Annotated in this window: 15 protein-coding genes and 1 riboswitch; of the genes, 13 read left to right on the plus strand and 2 right to left on the minus strand. The window is 48.7% G+C overall.

Annotated elements, in window-relative coordinates:
• Window positions 1-16 precede the first annotated feature (16 nt).
• Window positions 17-586: a flavin reductase family protein gene (locus H9Q77_RS02325; protein WP_022153301.1), complete on the plus strand. Its 570-nt coding sequence runs from the start codon at window positions 17-19 to the stop codon at window positions 584-586.
• A gap of 109 nt (window positions 587-695) precedes the next feature.
• The gene (locus H9Q77_RS02330) at window positions 696-1,250 is read left to right on the plus strand and encodes a helix-turn-helix domain-containing protein (RefSeq protein ID WP_249326469.1); all 555 of its coding nucleotides are present in this window, start codon (window positions 696-698) and stop codon (window positions 1,248-1,250) included.
• Here H9Q77_RS02330 and H9Q77_RS02335 read toward each other — a convergent pair.
• Window positions 1,247-2,443, minus strand: a complete 1,197-nt coding sequence (locus tag H9Q77_RS02335; RefSeq protein WP_249326470.1) for a DNA polymerase Y family protein — start codon at window positions 2,441-2,443, stop codon at window positions 1,247-1,249. The genes H9Q77_RS02330 and H9Q77_RS02335 overlap by 4 nt on opposite strands.
• A 211-nt stretch (window positions 2,444-2,654) precedes the next feature.
• Here H9Q77_RS02335 and H9Q77_RS02340 point away from each other — a divergent pair, with 211 nt between their 5' ends.
• The 3 genes from H9Q77_RS02340 (at window position 2,655) to metK (ending at window position 7,353) form a co-directional block, all read left to right on the plus strand.
• Window positions 2,655-4,241 (plus strand): M23 family metallopeptidase, encoded by a 1,587-nt coding sequence (locus tag H9Q77_RS02340; RefSeq protein ID WP_249326471.1) that lies wholly within the window; start codon window positions 2,655-2,657, stop codon window positions 4,239-4,241.
• Window positions 4,242-4,326: 85 nt separating this feature from the next.
• Window positions 4,327-5,619 carry a UDP-N-acetylglucosamine 1-carboxyvinyltransferase gene (locus H9Q77_RS02345; RefSeq protein WP_118546624.1) on the plus strand — a complete coding sequence of 431 codons (1,293 nt, stop codon included), beginning with the start codon at window positions 4,327-4,329 and terminating at the stop codon, window positions 5,617-5,619.
• A gap of 156 nt (window positions 5,620-5,775) precedes the next feature.
• Window positions 5,776-5,884, plus strand: a riboswitch (SAM riboswitch).
• A gap of 281 nt (window positions 5,885-6,165) precedes the next feature.
• Window positions 6,166-7,353, plus strand: coding sequence for a methionine adenosyltransferase (gene metK, locus H9Q77_RS02350; RefSeq protein ID WP_022153296.1), 1,188 nt, complete (start codon window positions 6,166-6,168; stop codon window positions 7,351-7,353).
• Window positions 7,354-8,492: 1,139 nt separating this feature from the next.
• On the opposite strand, the gene H9Q77_RS02355 is transcribed toward metK, so the two are convergent.
• Window positions 8,493-9,080 (minus strand): 50S ribosomal protein L25, encoded by a 588-nt coding sequence (locus H9Q77_RS02355; RefSeq protein WP_249326472.1) that lies wholly within the window; start codon window positions 9,078-9,080, stop codon window positions 8,493-8,495.
• Window positions 9,081-9,401: 321 nt separating this feature from the next.
• Here H9Q77_RS02355 and thrH point away from each other — a divergent pair, with 321 nt between their 5' ends.
• The 8 genes from thrH to H9Q77_RS02395 all read left to right on the plus strand — a co-directional run bounded on the left by thrH (window position 9,402) and on the right by H9Q77_RS02395 (window position 19,749).
• Window positions 9,402-10,001, plus strand: a complete 600-nt coding sequence (thrH, locus tag H9Q77_RS02360) for a bifunctional phosphoserine phosphatase/homoserine phosphotransferase ThrH (RefSeq protein ID WP_118546648.1) — start codon at window positions 9,402-9,404, stop codon at window positions 9,999-10,001.
• A gap of 136 nt (window positions 10,002-10,137) precedes the next feature.
• The gene (rsmH, locus tag H9Q77_RS02365) at window positions 10,138-11,193 is read left to right on the plus strand and encodes a 16S rRNA (cytosine(1402)-N(4))-methyltransferase RsmH (protein WP_118551740.1); all 1,056 of its coding nucleotides are present in this window, start codon (window positions 10,138-10,140) and stop codon (window positions 11,191-11,193) included.
• Window positions 11,194-11,226: 33 nt separating this feature from the next.
• A complete protein-coding gene (locus tag H9Q77_RS02370) occupies window positions 11,227-11,601 on the plus strand; it encodes a hypothetical protein (RefSeq protein WP_022153292.1) in 375 nt (124 codons plus the stop codon).
• Between the two features lie 15 nt (window positions 11,602-11,616).
• Window positions 11,617-15,333 (plus strand): DNA polymerase III subunit alpha, encoded by a 3,717-nt coding sequence (locus tag H9Q77_RS02375; protein WP_118546628.1) that lies wholly within the window; start codon window positions 11,617-11,619, stop codon window positions 15,331-15,333.
• 55 nt (window positions 15,334-15,388) lie between these two features.
• Window positions 15,389-16,363 carry a 6-phosphofructokinase gene (gene pfkA, locus H9Q77_RS02380; RefSeq protein WP_118546629.1) on the plus strand — a complete coding sequence of 325 codons (975 nt, stop codon included), beginning with the start codon at window positions 15,389-15,391 and terminating at the stop codon, window positions 16,361-16,363.
• Window positions 16,364-16,645: 282 nt separating this feature from the next.
• Window positions 16,646-17,449, plus strand: coding sequence for a TrmH family RNA methyltransferase (locus H9Q77_RS02385; protein WP_249326473.1), 804 nt, complete (start codon window positions 16,646-16,648; stop codon window positions 17,447-17,449).
• A gap of 63 nt (window positions 17,450-17,512) precedes the next feature.
• Window positions 17,513-18,310, plus strand: a complete 798-nt coding sequence (proC, locus tag H9Q77_RS02390) for a pyrroline-5-carboxylate reductase (RefSeq protein ID WP_118546630.1) — start codon at window positions 17,513-17,515, stop codon at window positions 18,308-18,310.
• Window positions 18,311-18,669: 359 nt separating this feature from the next.
• Window positions 18,670-19,749 carry a cell wall hydrolase gene (locus H9Q77_RS02395; RefSeq protein WP_118546650.1) on the plus strand — a complete coding sequence of 360 codons (1,080 nt, stop codon included), beginning with the start codon at window positions 18,670-18,672 and terminating at the stop codon, window positions 19,747-19,749.
• The last annotated feature ends 79 nt before the right edge of the window (window positions 19,750-19,828 follow it).

Raw genomic sequence — 19,828 nt, forward strand, 5'->3', positions numbered from 1 at the left:
GAAAACGAGGTTAACTATGGGTAAAGAACTTTGGAAGCCGGGCAATATGTTATATCCGCTGCCGGCGGTCATGGTAAGTCTGGCGGATCAGGAGGGGCATCCCAACATTATCACCCTGGCCTGGGTGGGAACAGTATGTACCAATCCGCCCATGGTATCGATCTCCGTGCGACCGGAGCGATATTCCTATCCGATTCTGAAGGAGACCGGAGAGTTTGTGATCAATCTGACTACGAAGGAACTGGTCTACGCCACGGACTACTGCGGTGTCAGAAGTGGACGGGATGTGGATAAATTTAAAGAGATGAAGCTTACAGCAGTCCCTGCATCCGTGGTGAAGGCGCCGATGATCGGCGAGAGTCCCGTGAACATCGAATGCAAGGTACGCCAGATCATGCCGTTGGGATCTCACGATATGTTTCTGGCGGATGTGGTAGCTGTTCATGCTGACGAAAAATATATGGACGAGAACCACAAGTTCCATCTGGAACAGGCGGAACCGATCATGTATTCCCATGGATCCTACTTTGGCTGTGGAGAATTATTGGGCACCTTCGGGTACAGTGTCCGGAAAAAAAGAACTTGACGTTTGGCACCAAGTCGGATATCATATACATAAATATTTATTTACTACGAAGAAGTAGCATCAGACAGGCGTCTGGTGCTTTTTTTATGCGGAAAGTCTGGGTGAGTGTATGACACAGTTGGATAAAAACATAGCATTGAATCTCAAAAGAATTCGTAAGTCCAAAAATATGAGTCTGGATATGCTGGCAGAACGCACCGGAGTGAGTAAAAGCACGCTGGGACAGATTGAACGGGGAGAATCCAATCCCACGGTGTCCACTATAGGAAAAATCGTGGAGGGTTTGAAGGTGCCTTTCGAACAGCTGATCTATGACAGAAAAGAGATCATGGTCATGCCCTCTCCGGAGGAGGCACCGGTCTTCAAGGAAAAGGAAGGCCAGTACCGAATCTATGTGATGCTTCCGTTTGATGCCAGCAGGAATTTTGAAATCTATCAGGGAGAACTGGACGGAAAAGCACAGATGGAAAGTGAATCCTACGGAGAACAGACATGGGAGTATCTGACGGTAGTATCCGGTGAGATCGAACTTATACTGGACGATCAGAGTTTTCATGTGGAAAGGGGAAGCTCACTTTATTTTGCATGTGACAGAAAACATGTATACCGCAATGCCGGTGAAGAGAAAGCGGTATGCAATATGATCATCACCACACAGCATTAAACAAAACTTCCACGTTTTACAGCATCCTTTCCGTATTTTGCACGGATATCATCCAGAGCAGCATCCAGCTTCTGCTGTTTCTCAGAGCGTGGTGCGGTGTAATCAAACAGACTGAGCTGGACCGGTTCATCCTCGGGTACCAGCTTGGAGGTGCGTACACCCAACAGCCGGATGGGAGTTCCGTCCCACAGTTCGCCGAATAGGGAAACAGCGCTTTCCAACAACAGATCCGGAGAGGCGGTAGGGACGGTCAGGGGCATCTGGTGAGAAACATTGCGAAAATCGCTGTAGCGGATCTCGGTGCATACCTGGCCTGCCAGCTGATGGGAGGAGCGCAGGCGCTGCCCTACGGATTCACAGAGGGACAGTAATACCTTACGTGCGTCCTCTTCCGTCAGAGCATCACTGCTTAACGTGGTGGAATTGCCGATCCCTTTTGCTTTGGAAGGAACGAGTGCTACAACGGAATCGTCTATGCCATTGGCATATTTCCACAGACTACGGCCGTGGCTTTTAAGATGCGATTCCAAAATGACAGGGTCTGTCTTCGCCAGGTCACCTATGGTGAGGATCCCCAGTTTCCGAAGAGTTTCCGCACTGGAATGTCCGCAGGTGAACAGGGTAGAGACGGGAAGCGGCCACATCTTTTCCGGGATCTCTTCCTGATATAAGGTATGTGTCTTATCCGGTTTTTGAAAATCCGAGGCCATCTTGGCCAGGACCTTTCGGTCCGAAATCCCAACATTTACAGTAAAATGAAATTTTTCCCGCACAGAATCACGAATGTAAGCAGCGGCAGCTTCCGGAGAAGAATACTGCGCCGCGATCGGGGAATAATCCATATAACATTCATCAATGCTGACCTGTTCAATGTCCGGGCAGATACCTGACAGATGTTCCATGAGCAGCCGGCTTTTTTCGCGGTACATGGAATGATCCGGAGAGGCCATGACCAGATGAGGACATTTCCGCAGGGCGTTGACCACAGGCTCCCCCGTAGTGATACCGAAGGCCTTGGTGGGGATGGATTTGGCCAGTACGACGCCATGTCTGGTGGAAGTATCGCCCCCCACAATGGCGGGAATGGTGCGCAGATCCACGGAATCTCCCTGCGCCAGACGCTCCAGTGCCGTCCAGCTTAAAAAGGCGGAATTAACATCAATGTGAAAAATAAGGTGATCGCGGTCCGGCATAGGCAGCTCCTCTCTGCAAAACTTTTCCAATATAGTTAGTATAGCATAGAATACGTCGGCGGAAAACATATAAATCGAACAGATATTCTTGCTTTACAAGGCATATAAATGCTGATAGAATCTATATGTTACAAAGTTATTACAACAGATCGGCATAAAAAAGTCCTATGTGGACATACTGATATAGATACAATAGATTGAGAAGGAATCCATGAAGAAACTGACATCTTACTCGAAGAGAGTAAAATATACATATGTGAAAACCACGCTGGTAACTATTTTTGTGAGTCTTTTTTTCCTAAAAGGATATACAGTGTTTGAGAAGACCGGAGAAAATTACTTTCATGTATTTTTGAACGGAACGGAGATCGGAACCGTAGGCGAAGCGGACAGAGCGGAACAGCTTTTACAGGAAGCCAGAAGAAATATCGCTTCCCAGAGCGAGGATATGATTTTTATAGACGCAGATCTGAAGCTTGTGGGCGAAGAAGCTTTGTGGGGCACACTGACAGGGGAAGATACCATGCTGGCAGCCATGGAGCGTGAGCTGGAGAGCAGTATCCGTGAGACATCCCACAGATCTTATACTATGAAGGTAAATGAATACATGGTTAACCTGTCCAGTGTGGACGAGGTGAAATCTCTGCTGCAGGCAGCAGTGGACAAATATGATTCGGAAGAAAAATTCAGTGTGGAACTGACGCATGATGCACAGAAGGAATTCAATGTGCTTACCACAGAAGTGGTGAATCGTCAGGAACTGACCGTACAGGAAGAGCAGAAGGAAGAAGCCATCTATGCGGGTGGTGTACAGACAACCCTGGATCAGGCCGGCGCCCAGGCAGATCAACAGGAAGAAAAGGATTTCGAGGACTACGAGCTGGGTCTGATGACTATGGATTTTGCGGAGAAGGTAGAGATCGTGGAGACCTATCTTCCGGAGAATATGCTGACGCCATTGGATCAGGCGATCGAGGATGTGATCAAGGATCAGGAGACTCCCGGTGAATATGAGGTGGTCAGTGGAGATACCCTGTCCGAGATCTCCATTAAAGTCAACATTCCCATTGATCAGATCATTGCCATGAACAGTGAGACACTGACAGATGAAAATTCTACGATCCGTGTGGGAGACAAGCTGATCATTACCGTGCCGGAGCCCGAGCTGTCCGTGGAGCGCATGGAACAGAATTACTACGAAGAAATCTACGATGCAGATGTAATCTATGTGGACAACGATTCCTGGTATACGACACAGACCAAGATCTTACAGCAGCCTTCCGCGGGCTTCCGCCGCGTGGTGGCAGACGTATCCTATCTGAATGACAGAGAGGTGACCAGGGATATTCTGAAGGAAGAGGTTGTTATGGAGGCGGTTCCGAAGATCGTAGAACGGGGAACCAAGATTCCTCCCACCTATATTAAACCGATCTCCGGCGGACGTCAGTCGTCCGGATTTGGACGGAGAAAGTCACCGACCAAGGGTGCCAGCAGCTATCATAAGGGAGTAGACTGGTCGGTTCCTACTGGAACTGCGGTATTTGCATCCTGCGGCGGAACCGTTGCGAAAGCCGGATGGGGAAGCGGATACGGTTATTGTGTCTACATTAACCATGAGGACGGCAGACAGACCAGATACGGTCATTTAAGCAAGGTACTGGTCAAGGCAGGGCAGACGGTAAAACAGGGAGAACGTATCGCACTCAGCGGAAATACCGGTATCAGTACGGGACCTCATCTTCATTTTGAGATTCTGATTAACGGCAGCCAGGTGAACCCGCTCAAGTACCTGAATTAGGGTGTTGTATTTACAAATTCCCCAAAATGTGGTATAAGTGCATAAGAAGGTTTTTCTGATCTGAGAATAACAGAGGTAAGAAACAATGGAACAATACGCAATCAAAGGCGGTAATCCATTAGTCGGAGAAGTAGAAATAGGAGGTGCTAAGAATGCGGCACTTCCTATTCTTGCTGCTTCCGTAATGACGGATGAGACTGTTTATATAGAAAATATGCCGGATGTAAGAGACACGAACGTACTTTTGTGTGCTATGGAGAACATTGGTGTGATCGTAAAGCGCACCGATCGCCATAAGGTGACTCTCAACGCATCCAATATCAGTGAACTGGTAGTAGAAGATGAAAATATCAAGAAGATCAGAGCTTCCTATTATCTGATCGGTGCTCTTTTGGGAAAATATAAGCATGCGGAGGTGGCACTTCCCGGCGGCTGTGATATCGGCTGTCGTGCCATTGACCAGCACATCAAGGGATTCCGTGCCTTGGGTGCGGAGGTGAAGATCGAGCATGGACTGATCAAGACCCATGCGGAGCATCTTCGTGGCAGTCATATTTATATGGATGTGGTCAGCGTTGGTGCTACCATCAATATCATGATGGCCGCTGTAATGGCAGAAGGCACCACCATTATCGAGAATTCAGCCAAGGAGCCCCATGTGGTAGACCTGGCGAACTTTTTGAACAGTATGGGAGCCAACATCAAGGGTGCCGGTACGGATGTGATCCGTATCAAGGGCGTATCTCATCTGCATGGTACCGAGTATGCCGTGATCCCCGACCAGATCGAGGCGGGCACATTTATGTTCGCGGCAGCGGTGACCAAGGGCGATGTAACGGTGAAAAATGTGATCCCCAAGCATCTGGAGTCTATTACGGCGAAGCTTCTGGAGATCGGCTGTGAAGTAGAGGAAGCGGATGACTGTATCCGCGTGGTGGCATCCAAGCCTCTGCAGCATACGCAGGTGAAGACTCTGCCTTATCCCGGATTCCCTACCGATATGCAGCCGCAGATCACCGTGGCACTGGGACTGTCCAAAGGGACCAGCATCGTGACCGAGAGTATTTTCGAGAACCGGTTCAAATATGTAGATGAACTGACCCGTATGGGAGCCAATATCAAAGTAGAAGGCAATACCGCCATCATTGACGGTGTATCCAGATATACCGGAGCGAATATTTCCGCACCGGATCTGCGGGCAGGTGCCGCACTGGTACTGGCAGCAATGTCTGCGGAAGGCTTTTCCACCGTGGATGACATCCGCTATATTGAGAGAGGTTATGAAGACTTCCATCTGAAATTACAGGGACTGGGAGCGCAGATCGAACTGGTCGAGACCGAGCGGGATCTGCAGAAGTTTAAGCTGAAGATTGGCTGAGTGTAAAATTCTGTAAACAATATCTTTTGATAATGTGAATTTTTTTGCACATTTAAGCTGGGATTTCCACAAGACAACAAATGAGAAAAAATGTCTGTTGACAAAACAGGGAACTCATAGTAAGTTAATTACCGTAGAAAAGTTCATATAGACTTTCCCTTATTCAGAGTGGTGGAGATACATAGGATCGAAGAAGCCACGGCAACCCCGCATGACAAGATGCGGAAGGTGCCCACCTGAGCGAGCAATTGTCGAACAATAAGAGGATTTGATCAATCGATAAATCAGTCCGCTTATGTAAGCGGACTTTTTTGTACCATTCAGAGTCACCATTGAAAACGTTGACATAAGATAACCGGAAAGCATTCGGCTTGCGGTTTGAATGTAAACTGAGCGGAACGTATTCGGCTTGCAATTTGACGTAGACCGATCGGAGCACATTTGAATGCGATATGATTGACGTGATTCTGAGTGATAGGAACTTTAAGTAACAGTAACAGATACACAATCGACACTCTTCCCAAGAGGAAGCAGAATGGAGGACAAATGGAAAAACGTTTATTTACATCGGAATCCGTAACTGAAGGACATCCCGATAAAATCTGTGATGCAGTATCCGATGCGGTACTGGATGCGCTGATGGAGCAGGATCCGTTCAGCCGTGTAGCATGTGAGACCTGCACCAACACCGGTTTCGTACTGGTAATGGGTGAGATCACCACCAAGGCTAACATTGATATTCCCGCTATCGTTCGTAAGACCGTGACCGAGATCGGTTATGACTCTTCTGAGAAGGGCTTCGATGGCAATACCTGTGCCGTTATGGTGTCTCTGGACAAGCAGTCTGCCGATATCGCTATGGGCGTAGACAAGGCACTGGAAGCAAGAGAGAGCCATATGACCGACGAGCAGCTGGATGCGATCGGCGCAGGAGACCAGGGTATGATGTTCGGTTTCGCTACCGATGAGACTCCGGAATATATGCCGTATCCTATCTCCCTGGCACACAAGCTGACCAGACAGCTGACCAAGGTACGTAAGGACGGAACATTATCTTATTTAAGACCCGATGGTAAGAGCCAGGTATCTGTAGAGTATGATGAGAATGGCAAGCCTGTCCGTCTGGAAGCTGTCGTTCTGTCTACCCAGCATGACGAGCATGTATCTCAGGAGCAGATTCATGAGGACATTAAAAAATACGTATTCGATCCGATCCTGCCCACAGACATGATCGACGCAGATACCAAATTTTTCATTAATCCTACCGGACGTTTCGTGATCGGTGGACCTAACGGTGACAGCGGACTGACCGGTCGTAAGATCATCGTAGATACCTACGGCGGATATGCCCGTCACGGCGGCGGAGCTTTCTCCGGCAAGGACTGCACCAAGGTGGACAGAAGTGCCGCTTATGCCGCTCGTTACGTTGCTAAAAATATCGTAGCGGCAGGACTGGCTGAGAAGTGTGAAATTCAGCTGTCTTACGCTATCGGCGTAGCACAGCCTACCTCCATCATGGTAGATACCTTCGGCACCGGCAAACTGCACGATGACAAGCTGGTAGAGATCATCCGTGAGAATTTTGACTTAAGACCCGCCGGCATCATCAAGATGCTGGATCTGCGCAGACCTATCTATAAGCAGACCTCTTCCTATGGTCACTTCGGACGCACCGATGTGGATCTGCCCTGGGAGAAACTGGACAAGGTAGATCTGTTAAAAAAATATTTGTAAGTGGAGCGACAATTAAGAAGTATATTACTGCCTGAGCAGTAATATACTTCTTTTACTAAATTGAAAGTTAAATGAATAGTTGCTTTAAAATCCACGCAGAAAGGACTGCCCGCCCCGGACTCGGATGCTAGCTACAACTGTGGATTTTCTAAAGGAAAGTGGCCAAGTGCTTCTCACCATGACGGGGCCGCCTTTACGTTGCCATCCGTGTGCACCAAAAGCCATGCAAGCATGGCTTGGCTAACGCGAACATCGTGTTCGCGTTGCCCCTGCGGCTCAACCACTTTCCAAGAAAATCTCACAGTCTCCGCCGCATCTACGCCCGGGGGAGCAGTCCTTTTCTGCTGGGTTATGAAAAGCATCCCAATTATTTAGGCAGAGCATTTTAGAATACATGTGCAGAAGTAAAAAAACAAGGATTTAGTATGTGCAAAAAATCAAGAAATACATGCGGACAATTCAAAAACAAGAATTAGGTATGTGCAAAAAAGTAGGAAACACATGCAAACAGCTCCCCCTAACTGCGGGCTAATGTTTTTTGAAAAACTTCATGGGTCTATAGAAGATAAATTTCCCTGTAGGTACTTTTGGGGACGGGTAAAAAACAAAAACTAGACAATATGGGTCTATAGCGAAAAATTTGCTTTCTAGATACTCAATTTCTTCAAAATGAGTATCTCAGCGCCAGTTTTTTCCCTATAGACCCATATTCAGCTTTTTATGCGCTATTTGCAGCGAATTTTGTATCTCACAACTCAGTTTTTCTGTATAGACCCAAAACACAGAACGCCACGGTGGACGGAATGTCCTTCCGAAGATGTTTGTCGGGAGGTGGTGATATTTTCTCGAAAAGTGTTGAAAGACAGGGTGGAGCGAACAGGACGTTCGCGACAGGCGGATGTTGCCATGGATGGCAACTGGAGCCGTGCCCGTACGGCTTAGAACCGCTACTCACTTTTCGTTAGAAAATTCCCACCGGGAGACCTCACATCGAGGAAGGACATTCCGTTCGCCGTGGGCGTTCGTGGCTTCTTCACTAACTCTCAAGTTAGCAAAGTCAAAAATACCACCCGGAAAGGAGTATAACACAAAACTCTCCGGGCGGTATTTAAGGAACGATCAATGATTACTGCAGTGGGTTATTTCGTCTCGTCAGCGGCTTCGGTTTCGGTTTCGTCAGTCTCTTCCTGACCGTATGCACCGATATGGAACAGCTGCTGTTCTCCGGAGGTTGTGACATGAACACCCTTCTCCTCCAGCTTCAGGTCTTTTACATACATGGTCTTGGTCGTCTGGGGCAGTGTTGCAAGATCGATCTCAATGGGCTCCAACAGATGTGCGGGATCAGCCTTGTAATGTACTTCGGACAACTCTGCTTCAAAGATACCCTGTACCTTGTCCTCATTCAGATATACAATAGGAACGGTAGCAGATACGACTTCACCGGCTACCAGAGCCTGGAAGTCCAGAGCCATATATTTCTTCGTCAGAGGATCAAAATCAATATTCTTCACCAGAACATCTACATTTTTTCCGTCCAGTTCCAGATAAGCCTGCGTGCCTTCTTTCGCGTTTTTAATGAAAGCAGCTGCATCCTTCTCTGTGAATTTCAAGGATACGTTTTCCTTCATTTCTTTGCCGTACAGGACACCGGTGATAAAACCGTCTCTTCTTAATTTCTTTGCCTTTTCCTCAGGATTTCTTTTCTCAGCTTTTAATGTCAACATAACAATTGCCTCCTCTATCTCTACGTTGGTTTGGTGTAGATGAGAGCTTGTCGGAAGTTCTTTTCGCACTGTGGTTATTATAGCACATATAGAACAAAGTAAACAGTAAAAATGTCACAAAAATAAGGAAGAAAAAGTAAAAATTACAAGCAAATTTCAAAAAATGCTCAGAGAATGTCATCTTCACCATTGCATCATAAGAACATACTACAACATATACAACACGTTACAACAAGAAAGTAAATGGTTGCACGAAGCAGTAAAATAGGGTATACTTTTCGCAAATACATTTGAATTTACTGGGAGGACACAAGGATGGATATGAATATTGTATGTCTGGATCTGGAAGGAGTACTGGTACCGGAGATCTGGATCGCATTTGCGGAGGCCAGTGGGATCCCGGAGCTGAAGAGAACCACCAGAGACGAGCCGGATTACGATAAATTAATGAAATGGAGAATTGGGATACTGAAGGAGCATGGTCTGGGACTGAAGGAAATTCAGGATACGATCGCGAAGATCGACCCGATCCCGGGCGCGAAGGAATTCTTAGACGAGCTGCGCTCTATTACCCAGGTCATCATTATCAGCGATACCTTTTCACAGTTTGCAGGTCCTCTGATGAAAAAATTAGGTTATCCGACCATTTTCTGTAATTCTCTGGAAGTAGCTGAGAACGGAGAGATTACCGGATTTAAGATGCGTGTGGAGAATTCCAAATATACTACGGTCAAGGCACTGCAGTCCATCGGCTTCCAGACCATCGCCAGCGGCGACAGCCATAACGATCTGGGTATGATCCAGGCCAGCAAGGCAGGCTTCCTGTTCAAGAGTACTGAGCAGATCAAAAAGGATCATCCGGAGCTGCCGGCATATGAGACTTACGATGAATTGATGGCAGCGATCAAGAGCGCACTATAATAAAAGACATCATTTAAAATAAAAGACATCTTTAATTAAGAGAAGAGGAAGCAAAAAAGGAAGCGTGGGTATCGAGCAGGATACCTGCGCTTTTGACGCCCACATTATACTAATTTGGAATGAGGTAATCATGGGAATGGAGCAGGAACAGACACCCCATAAGCGCCGTGTGCGGTATAAGGGAAAATATCCGAAAAAATACGAGGAAAAATATAAAGAATTACAGCCGGAAAAATACGGAGATACCATTGCCCATGTCATCAGCAAGGGCAATACGCCCGCAGGTATGCATAGATCCATTATGGTACAGGAGATCCTGGATTTTCTGAAGATCCAGCCGGGAGAGACCGGATTTGACGCGACGCTGGGGTACGGTGGACATACAAAAGCTATGCTGGAACAGTTACAGGGCCGTGGCCATATCTATGCCACAGATGTAGATCCGGAAGAGTCTGCCAAGACGAGGAAACGTCTGGCGGATGCCGGGTATGGAGAGGATATCCTGACAATTAAATTGCAGAATTTCTGTACCATAGATGAGATCGCAAAAGAGGCCGGTGGATTTGATTTTATCCTGGCGGATCTGGGAGTATCTTCTATGCAGATCGATAATCCGGAGAGAGGATTTTCTTTTAAGGTGGACGGACCCCTAGACCTGCGACTGAATCAGACACAGGGTATCAGTGCGGCCGAGCGCTTAGATACGATCAGCAGGGAAGAACTGGCGGGAATGCTCTATGAGAATTCCGACGAGCCTTACTGCGAGGAACTGGCGAAGGCCATCACCGATGAGATCCGCAAGGGACACCGGATCGATACCACGACGAAATTAAGAGAAGTGATCGAGAAGACCCTGGATTTTCTCCCGGAAAAGGAGAAAAAAGATACGATCAAGAAGACCTGTCAGAGAACGTTCCAGGCTCTGCGTATTGATGTGAACCGTGAATTTGAGGTATTGTATGAGTTCATGGAAAAGCTGCCGGGAGCATTGAAACCCGGAGGAAGAGTCGCGATTCTCACGTTCCATTCCGGTGAAGACAAACTGGTAAAACGAGCACTGAAAGAAGGCTGCCGGGACGGAATTTATGCAGACTATTCCAAAGATGTAGTGCGGCCCTCGGCAGAAGAATGCGCGCAGAACGGCAGAGCCCGTTCCACGAAAATGCGCTGGGCGATCCGGGCGGAAGAATAACAGACTGACAGATAGAACAAAAGAGGTGTGGGAATGACTGTCATGGAATATATGAATGCACACAGGGAAGATATGGAGCCCTGCGAGTGCGTGATCCTGCCGGACGGCAGTGTAGAGGAACCGCAACCTTCCCATATTAAGAAACTGGAAGAGATCTCCGGCGAAGATAAACTGACACTGAACAGTCGTATGGAGAAAAATATGGAGCCCATATTTTTCATGGTGGAGTATACCGGCTGTATGCTGGTATGGAGCACCCGTGTAGTGGTGCCTTCCCATCCCACAGCGGCACAGGAAGAGACACTGGAGAACCTGTATTTTGCGGCGATGCTTGCTCCGGGCTATCACAGAGAACAGGTAGGACCGACCTATGAGGAATGCGTGAAAAAAGCAAAAGAACTGCACTAGAAAGGGAACAGCAAAATGGCGTTTACCCATCTTCATGTCCATACAGAATACTCTCTGCTGGACGGATCCAATAAGATTAAAGAATATGTAGCCAGAGTCAAGGAACTGGGCATGAACAGCGCAGCGATCACCGATCACGGTGTTATGTACGGTGTGATCGATTTTTATCGTGCGGCAAGGGAAGCAGGAATTAAGCCGATCCTGGGCTGTGAGGTGTACGTGGCTCCCAATTCCCGGTTTGACAAGGAACTGACCGGCGGAGAGGACCGTTATCACCATCTGGTGCTGTTAGCGGAGAACAATACCGGCTATGCGAACCTGATGAAGATCGTCAGCCGCGGTTTTACCGAAGGCTATTATTATAAACCTCGTGTGGACATGGAAGTACTGCAGCAGTTCCATGAGGGCATCATTGCGCTGTCTGCGTGTCTGGCAGGTGAAGTGCCCCGATTTATTTTAAAGGGCATGAAGGAAGAGGCGAGAATGGCGGCCCGCAAATACGAGGCATGCTTCGGTAAGGGTAACTATTTCCTGGAATTACAGGATCACGGCATCCCGGAACAGAGAACCGTGAATATGGAACTGGTCCAGATGAGCAGGGAGCTGGACATTCCCTTGGTGACCACCAACGATGTGCACTATACCTATGCGGAGGATGCGATCCCTCATGACATTCTGCTGTGCCTGCAGACGGGCAAAAAGCTGGCGGACGAGGATCGTATGCGCTACGAGGGCGGACAGTATTATGTCAAGAGCGAAGAGGAAATGAAGGGACTGTTCCCCTATGCCTGGGAGGCAGTGGAGAATACCCAGAGGATCGCAGACCGATGTAATGTGGAGATTGAATTCGGCGTGACGAAGCTGCCGAAATACGATGTGCCGGAGGGGTACGATTCCTGGAGCTACTTAAATAAGCTCTGCGATGACGGACTGGCAGAACGCTACGGCGACGGTGATCAGCCCGCCGGAGAGACCGGACAGACGCTCAGGGAGCGCCTGGATTATGAACTTGGCGTTATTCAGAGAATGGGATATGTGGACTACTTCCTGATCGTGTGGGATTTCATCAATTATGCGAAGGAGCATGGGATCCCCGTGGGACCGGGGCGAGGCTCCGCGGCGGGAAGTATCGTGGCATATTGCCTGAAGATCACCAACATCGATCCGATTCATTACAATCTGCTGTTTGAACGATTCCTGAATCCGGAACGTGTCTCTATGCCTGATATTGACGTGGATTTCTGCTTTGAACGGAGACAGGAGGTCATCGATTATGTGGGCAGAAAATACGGCAATGACAAGGTGGTACAGATCGTCACCTTCGGTACTCTGGCGGCGAAAGGTGTCATCCGCGATGTGGGCCGTGTCATGGACCTGCCCTATGCGTTCGTGGATTCTATTGCCAAAATGGTGCCGAACGAACTGAACATTACACTGAGCAGAGCACTGGAGATGAATCCGGAATTCCGCAAGCTCTATCAGGAGGACGAACAGGTCCACCACCTGATCGATATGTGTAAGCGACTGGAGGGACTGCCCAGACATACCTCTATGCATGCGGCCGGTGTCGTGATCTGTCAGAAATCCGCAGACGAATTCGTGCCGTTGTCCAGAGGCTCTGATGGTTCCATCGTTACCCAGTTTACCATGACGACGCTGGAAGAACTGGGTCTGTTGAAAATGGACTTTCTGGGACTGCGTACCCTGACCGTGATCCATGATGCTGTAAAATTCATAGAGAATACCACCGGCAGACACATTGATGTGGATGCCATAGACTATAATGACCCGAAAGTACTGGCTTCCATCGGCACCGGCAGAACGGAAGGTGTGTTCCAGCTGGAAAGTGCCGGGATGAAGAACTTCATGAAGGAACTGCGCCCTCAGAATCTGGAGGATGTAGTGGCCGGTATTTCTCTGTATCGTCCGGGTCCCATGGATTTTATCCCGAAGTACATCCAGGGGAAAAACCATCCGGAGGATGTGACCTATGCCTGTCCTCAGCTGGAGCCGATCCTGAAACCCACCTACGGCTGTATCGTATACCAGGAGCAGGTAATGCAGATCGTCCGTGACCTGGCGGGATATACTCTGGGCCGAAGCGACCTGGTGCGCCGTGCCATGAGTAAAAAGAAGCAGGCCGTCATGGAAAAAGAGCGGGCAAACTTCATCTACGGCAATCCGGAGGAGAATGTCCCCGGCTGTATCGCCAACGGCATTGATGAACAGACCGCAGGACAGATTTACGATACCATGATGGATTTCGCCAAGTATGCGTTTAACAAGTCCCATGCGGCTTGTTATGCGGTGGTGGCTTATCAGACGGCGTATTTAAAATACTATTATCCTGTAGAATTCATGGCGGCACTGATGACCTCCGTCATCGATAACCCGAAAAAAGTATCGGAGTATATTTTGAACTGCCGGAACATGAATATCGCCATTCTGCCGCCGGATGTAAATGCGGGAGAAGCCGGATTCTCTGTGACAGACGGCAAGATCCGCTATGCCCTGACGGCCATCAAAGGTGTGGGACGTCCGGTCATCGACAGTCTGGTGCAGGAGCGTAAGGAGAGAGGCCCCTTCACAAACCTGAAGGACTTCATCACCCGCATGTCCGACAAAAAAGAGATGAATAAGCGGGCCATTGAGAACCTGATCAAAGCAGGAGCCATGGACGGACTGGGCGGCACCAGAAAACAGTTCATGAGCGTCTATGTGCAGATCGCGGATCACATCGCCCATGACAAGAAAAACAACCTGGCAGGACAGATTTCCCTGTTTGATATCGCCGGCGAAGAAGATAAGGAAGAATTCGATATCCGGATGCCGAATGTAGGTGAATACAGCAAGGAAATGCTGCTTGGCTTTGAAAAAGAGGTCCTGGGTGTCTATGTCAGCGGTCATCCTTTGGAGGAATACCAGGAGCTGTGGCAGAACTGCATCAGCAATACCGCCGGAGACTTTGCACTGGATGAAGAGTCCGGAGAGGTGGAACTGGTCAAGGATCAGGCGAATGCAGTCATCGGTGGACTGATCGCGGACAAAAACGTAAAATACACCAAGAACGACAAGATCATGGCATTTTTAAATGTGGAGGATCTGATCGGCAACGTGGAAGTCGTGGTATTTCCCCAGGTATACGAGCGCTACAACACTTTGCTTACAGAGGATGCCAAAGTGTTCATCCGGGGCAGAGTGTCCCTGGAAGAGGACAAGGACGGCAAGCTGATCTGCGACCAGATCATCAGCTTCGAGGATGCACAGGCAGCCAGAGCGGCGAACCAGCCTCTGTTCCCAAGGAATTACGGAGGCCGGGGAGGCAGCCGCGGCGGATCCTATGGAAATGGGAACGGCAGTGGGCAGCAGCCGGTCGGTGCCATGCCAGGCGGACAGACAGGCCGAACAGTGGAACAGACACAACCGGGTCAGCGGCCGCAGAACGCCGGAACCGCGCAGAAAAAAGGCATGCCCGCGGGGGCCTGGATCCAGTTTCCCAATATGGAAACCTATAAGGCCAGAGAACAGGAATTGCTACAGGCCATCGCTGACTCCGACGGCAATGACGATGTAGTAATCTACCTGAGGGATATTAAAAACATCAAGATCCTGCCTGCAAATCTCAGGGTAAAAGCCGATGAGACATTAATGGAAAAGCTTGCATCGCAGTTTGGAAAAGAAAATGTTAAATTTATAACGAAACCTATTGAAAACCGCTCAAAAATAGATTAAAATAAAGAATCGAGAAGAGAAAATTATTCGTTCGTTTACTTAGGAGGTAACAGTCATGGCAAAAGAGATTAAGACGATCGGCGTACTGACCAGCGGCGGTGATGCACCGGGAATGAACGCTGCTATCCGTGCAGTTGTTCGTACAGCCATTGCAAGAGGACTGAAGGTTAAGGGAATTAAAAAAGGTTATCAGGGTCTTTTGAATGAAGAGATCGTAGATATGGAAGCCAAGGATGTGTCCGATATCATCCAGCGCGGTGGTACCATCTTAGGAACCGCACGTTGTCTGGAGTTCAAGGAAGCGGAAGGACAGAAGAAGGGCGCTGAGATCTGTAAAAAGCACGGTATCGACGGTATCGTTGTCATCGGTGGTGACGGTTCCTATCGTGGAGCACAGGCTCTGTCCAGACTGGGCATCAACACCATCGGCCTTCCCGGAACCATCGACCTGGATATCGCATGTACTGAGTACACCATCGGCTTCGATACCGCAGTGAACACCGCAATGCAGGCTATTGATAAAGTTAAGGATACCTCTTCCTCTCACGAGAGATGCAGTATCATCGAGGTAATGGGCAGAAATGCCGGATACATTGCTCTGTGGTGCGGTATTGCCAACGGCGCCGAGGATATCCTGCTTCCCGAGAAGTACGATTACAACGAACAGAATATTATCAATAATATCATTACCAACCGTAAGCATGGCAAGACCCATCACATCATCATCAATGCCGAGGGAATCGGACATTCCACTTCCATGGCACGCCGTATCGAGGCAGCTACCGGTATTGAGACCCGTGCTACGATCTTAGGTTACATGCAGCGTGGAGGAAGCCCTACTGCGAAGGATCGTTACTATGCATCTATCATGGGTGCTTACGCAGTAGACATCATGCTGGAAGGCAAGACCAATCGTGTCGTTGGTTATCAGCACGGCGAATTCATCGATTTCGATATTGAGGATGCACTGCAGATGGAGAAGGGTATCAACGATTATCAGTTTGAGGTATCTCATTTACTTTCCATCTAATTTAACAGTTCAGACATCATGAATAGGAGTGTCTGAACGGATACGAAGACAAAGGCGTTTCCCATTGCGTGGAAGCGCCTTTTTGACTATAATAAACTCATCCATAGAATGCATCACGTCTGCTTGCAGACAGGGGATGCATTCTATGAGAGGAGTAAACAGACATGAGTATGAAGGACGATAGTCCGGAATACGAATGGATGTTGCGATTTTGAGAGTGCGTAGCACGAAAAATCGCATTATTATGCATTATTATGGCAGGATAGCAGGGAGCAGACAGATATGATCACAAGCAGCAACAATGCAAAAGTAAAACAGGTCGTGCAGTGGCAGACGAAGGCGAAGGAACGGCGTAAGGATCACGTATTCCTGGCGGAGGGCGTCAGGATGTGTGAGGAAGCGCCGGTAAAAAGCGTAAGAGAGGTCTATCTCACAGAAGAACTGGAGCAGAAGCTCCGCCGGAACGCACAGAACGGCGATACTGCATTCTGGGATAAGCTTCAGCAGACCGGCTATGAGACCGTATCCCCGGAGGTATTTGCAAAAATGGCAGATACCCAGACTCCCCAGGGGATCCTCACCGTGTTGGAGCAGCCTTCCTATGATCTGACACAGCTTCTGGAACAGCCGGAGCCGTTATTTTTGATCCTGGAGAATTTACAGGATCCCGGGAACCTGGGAACCATGATACGTACTGGGGAAGGAGCAGGAATAACGGGCGTTATTATGAACCAACAGACTGTGGACATCTTCAATCCCAAGACCATCCGTGCCACCATGGGATCCATATTCCGGGTACCGTTTGTCTATGTGCCGGAGCTATCCCCGATGCTGACGCAGATGCATGAAAAAGGAATCCATACCTACGCGGCACACCTGAAGGGACAGAAATATTACGATAGCTTTTCCTTCCGGGAGCCCACTGCATTTCTCATCGGCAATGAAGGAAACGGACTGACCAAAGAGATCTCCGACCAGGCCGGGCAATACCTCAAAATCCCTATGGAGGGTAAGGTGGAGTCCCTGAATGCCTCGATCGCAGCGGCTCTTTTGATGTATGAGGCGCACAGACAGCGAAACCTGTAGGCATAGTAGCGGTTCGGGGCTATATGATATTTAGATAGAAAACAGAGCAGGAGGACAGATATTATGAAGATTGGATTTATCGGATTGGGAAATATGGCAACGGCAATGATCGGCGGCATGCTGCAGAAGGGCATGGCAAAGTCGGAGGACATCATCGGTTCCTCTAAGACAGAAACAACTGCAGAAAAAGTTAAAACAAAATTTAATATTAACACAACAACAGACAATACTGCCGTGGCTGAGCAGGCAGATATCCTGTTCTTAGCCGTAAAGCCTATCTTTTTCCCGGAAGTGATCGCCGGGATTAAGGATGCTGTGAAGGCAGATACCCTGATCATCAGCATCGCAGCAGGCAGGAAGCTGCAGTATCTGAAGGATGCATTTGGCAGACCGGAGCTTAAGCTGATCCGCTGCATGCCCAATACGCCTGCCCTGGTGCTGGAGGGCTGTACCGGTGTCTGCGCAGGGGAGAATGTCACAGAGGAAGAGACAGAGCAGGTGCTTTCCCTGCTTCGTTCCTTCGGCATCGCCAGTGTCGTACCGGAGCGTCTGATGGATGTGGTCGTGGGAGTCAGCGGAAGCTCTCCCGCATATGTATTTATGTTTATTGAGGCCATGGCGGATGAAGCTGTGGCAGCCGGAATGCCCAGAAAACAGGCCTATGAATTCGCAGCACAGTCCGTACTCGGCAGTGCAAAAATGGTGCTGGAGACCGGAAAACATCCCGGTGAATTAAAGGATATGGTATGTTCTCCCGGAGGTACCACCATCCAGGCAGTCAAAGTACTGGAAGAGAAGGGCATGCGTGCCGCTGTGATGGATGCCATGGACGCCTGCATCGAGAAGTCGAAATGTATGTAGTGACAGCTCGACCATGAACAGAGTCGAGAGCAAAAATCATGTTAACATGATTTTGTGAACGAATATGTTCATGAGTTGAGCGCCGGTTCATGAGCAAAGGTAGTCACGCAGTGACGAAAAGCGTGATAACGCGACTTTGCGAATGGCGCAAGCCGAGCTGTCATGGCTAAATAGCGCCCAAAACCCAATAACTTGACAAAAAATTTGTCATCTGCTATGATATTCCGCGTAACAAATTTAACATTTTTGTAACAAACTGGTGAAAATATTAAGAAATACATCATATACTATTCACTGGGAGATCCGCAGGTATACCACCCCGTCCGGGGAATTTTCCTGTGGGAAAGGCGTGTATCAAGATGACAAAAAGCAGAAGAATGCTGGTTGTATGTGCAGGACTGCTCTGTTCTATCTTCCTGAGCATGCAAATGAGCATGACCGCACAGGCAAGCAATACTAAAAACTATGTCAATGATCTGAACGGTGGTGTCGCATCGATCTTAGACCCCGGTTCCAAAAACAGTACCGAGGTCATCAATGCAACGGTGCAGGAATTGAATCTGACATTCCCCTCTGAGGAAGAGATCAGTTCCGGGCTGGTCATGGCAAACGTAAGAGATGCCGTGAATGTACGAAGCGATGCCAGTGAGGATGCTTCCAAGGTCGGCAAGCTGTACAAAGACTGTGGAGGTACGATTTTAGAGCGCAGGGACGGTTGGACCAAGATCCAGTCCGGTACGCTGATCGGCTGGGCCAAAGACGAATATCTCCTGTTCGGGGATGATGCGAAGGCACTGGCCAATGATGTGGGCAGAATGATCGCACAGATCAACACGGAGACTCTTCGTGTGAGAACCGAGGCGGATCAGGAGGCCGGAGTTCTGGGACTTCTTCCCAAGGGCGATATAGTGGATGTAGTAGATAACAGTAATCCCGAATGGGTCTGCATCGACTACGAAGGAGCAGACGGATATGTGTCTGCGGAGTATGTAACAGTAGATTTCCAGATCGACTCCGGTGAGACTTTAGAGGAGATCAAAGCAAGAGAAGCCGCAGAGCGTGAAGCAAAACGTCATGTGAACTACGGCGAATACACCACCGATGCGGATACCACGCAGCTGTTGGCAGCATTGATCCAGTGCGAGGCAGGATGCGAGAGCTACGAAGGACAGCTGGCAGTAGGTGCTGTTGTTATGAACCGTGTACGAAGCGGCGCTTACCCGAGTAGCATTCATGGTGTGATCTATGCGTCCGGACAGTTCACTCCGGCATTGAACGGTAAGGTAAATACCGTATACGAATCCGGCAAGATCAACGCAAGCTGTATCAAGGCAGCGGAAGAAGCCATCTCCGGCGTATCCAATGTGGGAGATCTGACACACTTCAGACGTAACAACGGCCGTGACGGAATCGTGATCGGTAATCATGTATTCTATTAAAATCACAAAATTAGAATCACAAAATTACAAAAGAGGCGGTGTCCCAAAGGGGATGCCGTCTTTTTGACTACAAAGACAT

This window comes from Simiaoa sunii, assembly GCF_014337175.1.
GTDB classification, from domain to species: domain Bacteria; phylum Bacillota; class Clostridia; order Lachnospirales; family Lachnospiraceae; genus Acetatifactor; species Acetatifactor intestinalis.

Coding starts and splice junctions, on each gene's coding strand:
- H9Q77_RS02325 (WP_022153301.1), top strand. CDS start 17: ATGGGTAAAGAACTTTGGAAGCCGGGCAATATGTTATATCCGCTGCCG.
- H9Q77_RS02330 (WP_249326469.1), top strand. CDS start 696: ATGACACAGTTGGATAAAAACATAGCATTGAATCTCAAAAGAATTCGT.
- H9Q77_RS02335 (WP_249326470.1), bottom strand. CDS start 2,443: ATGCCGGACCGCGATCACCTTATTTTTCACATTGATGTTAATTCCGCC.
- H9Q77_RS02340 (WP_249326471.1), top strand. CDS start 2,655: ATGAAGAAACTGACATCTTACTCGAAGAGAGTAAAATATACATATGTG.
- H9Q77_RS02345 (WP_118546624.1), top strand. CDS start 4,327: ATGGAACAATACGCAATCAAAGGCGGTAATCCATTAGTCGGAGAAGTA.
- metK (WP_022153296.1), top strand. CDS start 6,166: ATGGAAAAACGTTTATTTACATCGGAATCCGTAACTGAAGGACATCCC.
- H9Q77_RS02355 (WP_249326472.1), bottom strand. CDS start 9,080: ATGTTGACATTAAAAGCTGAGAAAAGAAATCCTGAGGAAAAGGCAAAG.
- thrH (WP_118546648.1), top strand. CDS start 9,402: ATGAATATTGTATGTCTGGATCTGGAAGGAGTACTGGTACCGGAGATC.
- rsmH (WP_118551740.1), top strand. CDS start 10,138: ATGGAGCAGGAACAGACACCCCATAAGCGCCGTGTGCGGTATAAGGGA.
- H9Q77_RS02370 (WP_022153292.1), top strand. CDS start 11,227: ATGACTGTCATGGAATATATGAATGCACACAGGGAAGATATGGAGCCC.
- H9Q77_RS02375 (WP_118546628.1), top strand. CDS start 11,617: ATGGCGTTTACCCATCTTCATGTCCATACAGAATACTCTCTGCTGGAC.
- pfkA (WP_118546629.1), top strand. CDS start 15,389: ATGGCAAAAGAGATTAAGACGATCGGCGTACTGACCAGCGGCGGTGAT.
- H9Q77_RS02385 (WP_249326473.1), top strand. CDS start 16,646: ATGATCACAAGCAGCAACAATGCAAAAGTAAAACAGGTCGTGCAGTGG.
- proC (WP_118546630.1), top strand. CDS start 17,513: ATGAAGATTGGATTTATCGGATTGGGAAATATGGCAACGGCAATGATC.
- H9Q77_RS02395 (WP_118546650.1), top strand. CDS start 18,670: ATGACAAAAAGCAGAAGAATGCTGGTTGTATGTGCAGGACTGCTCTGT.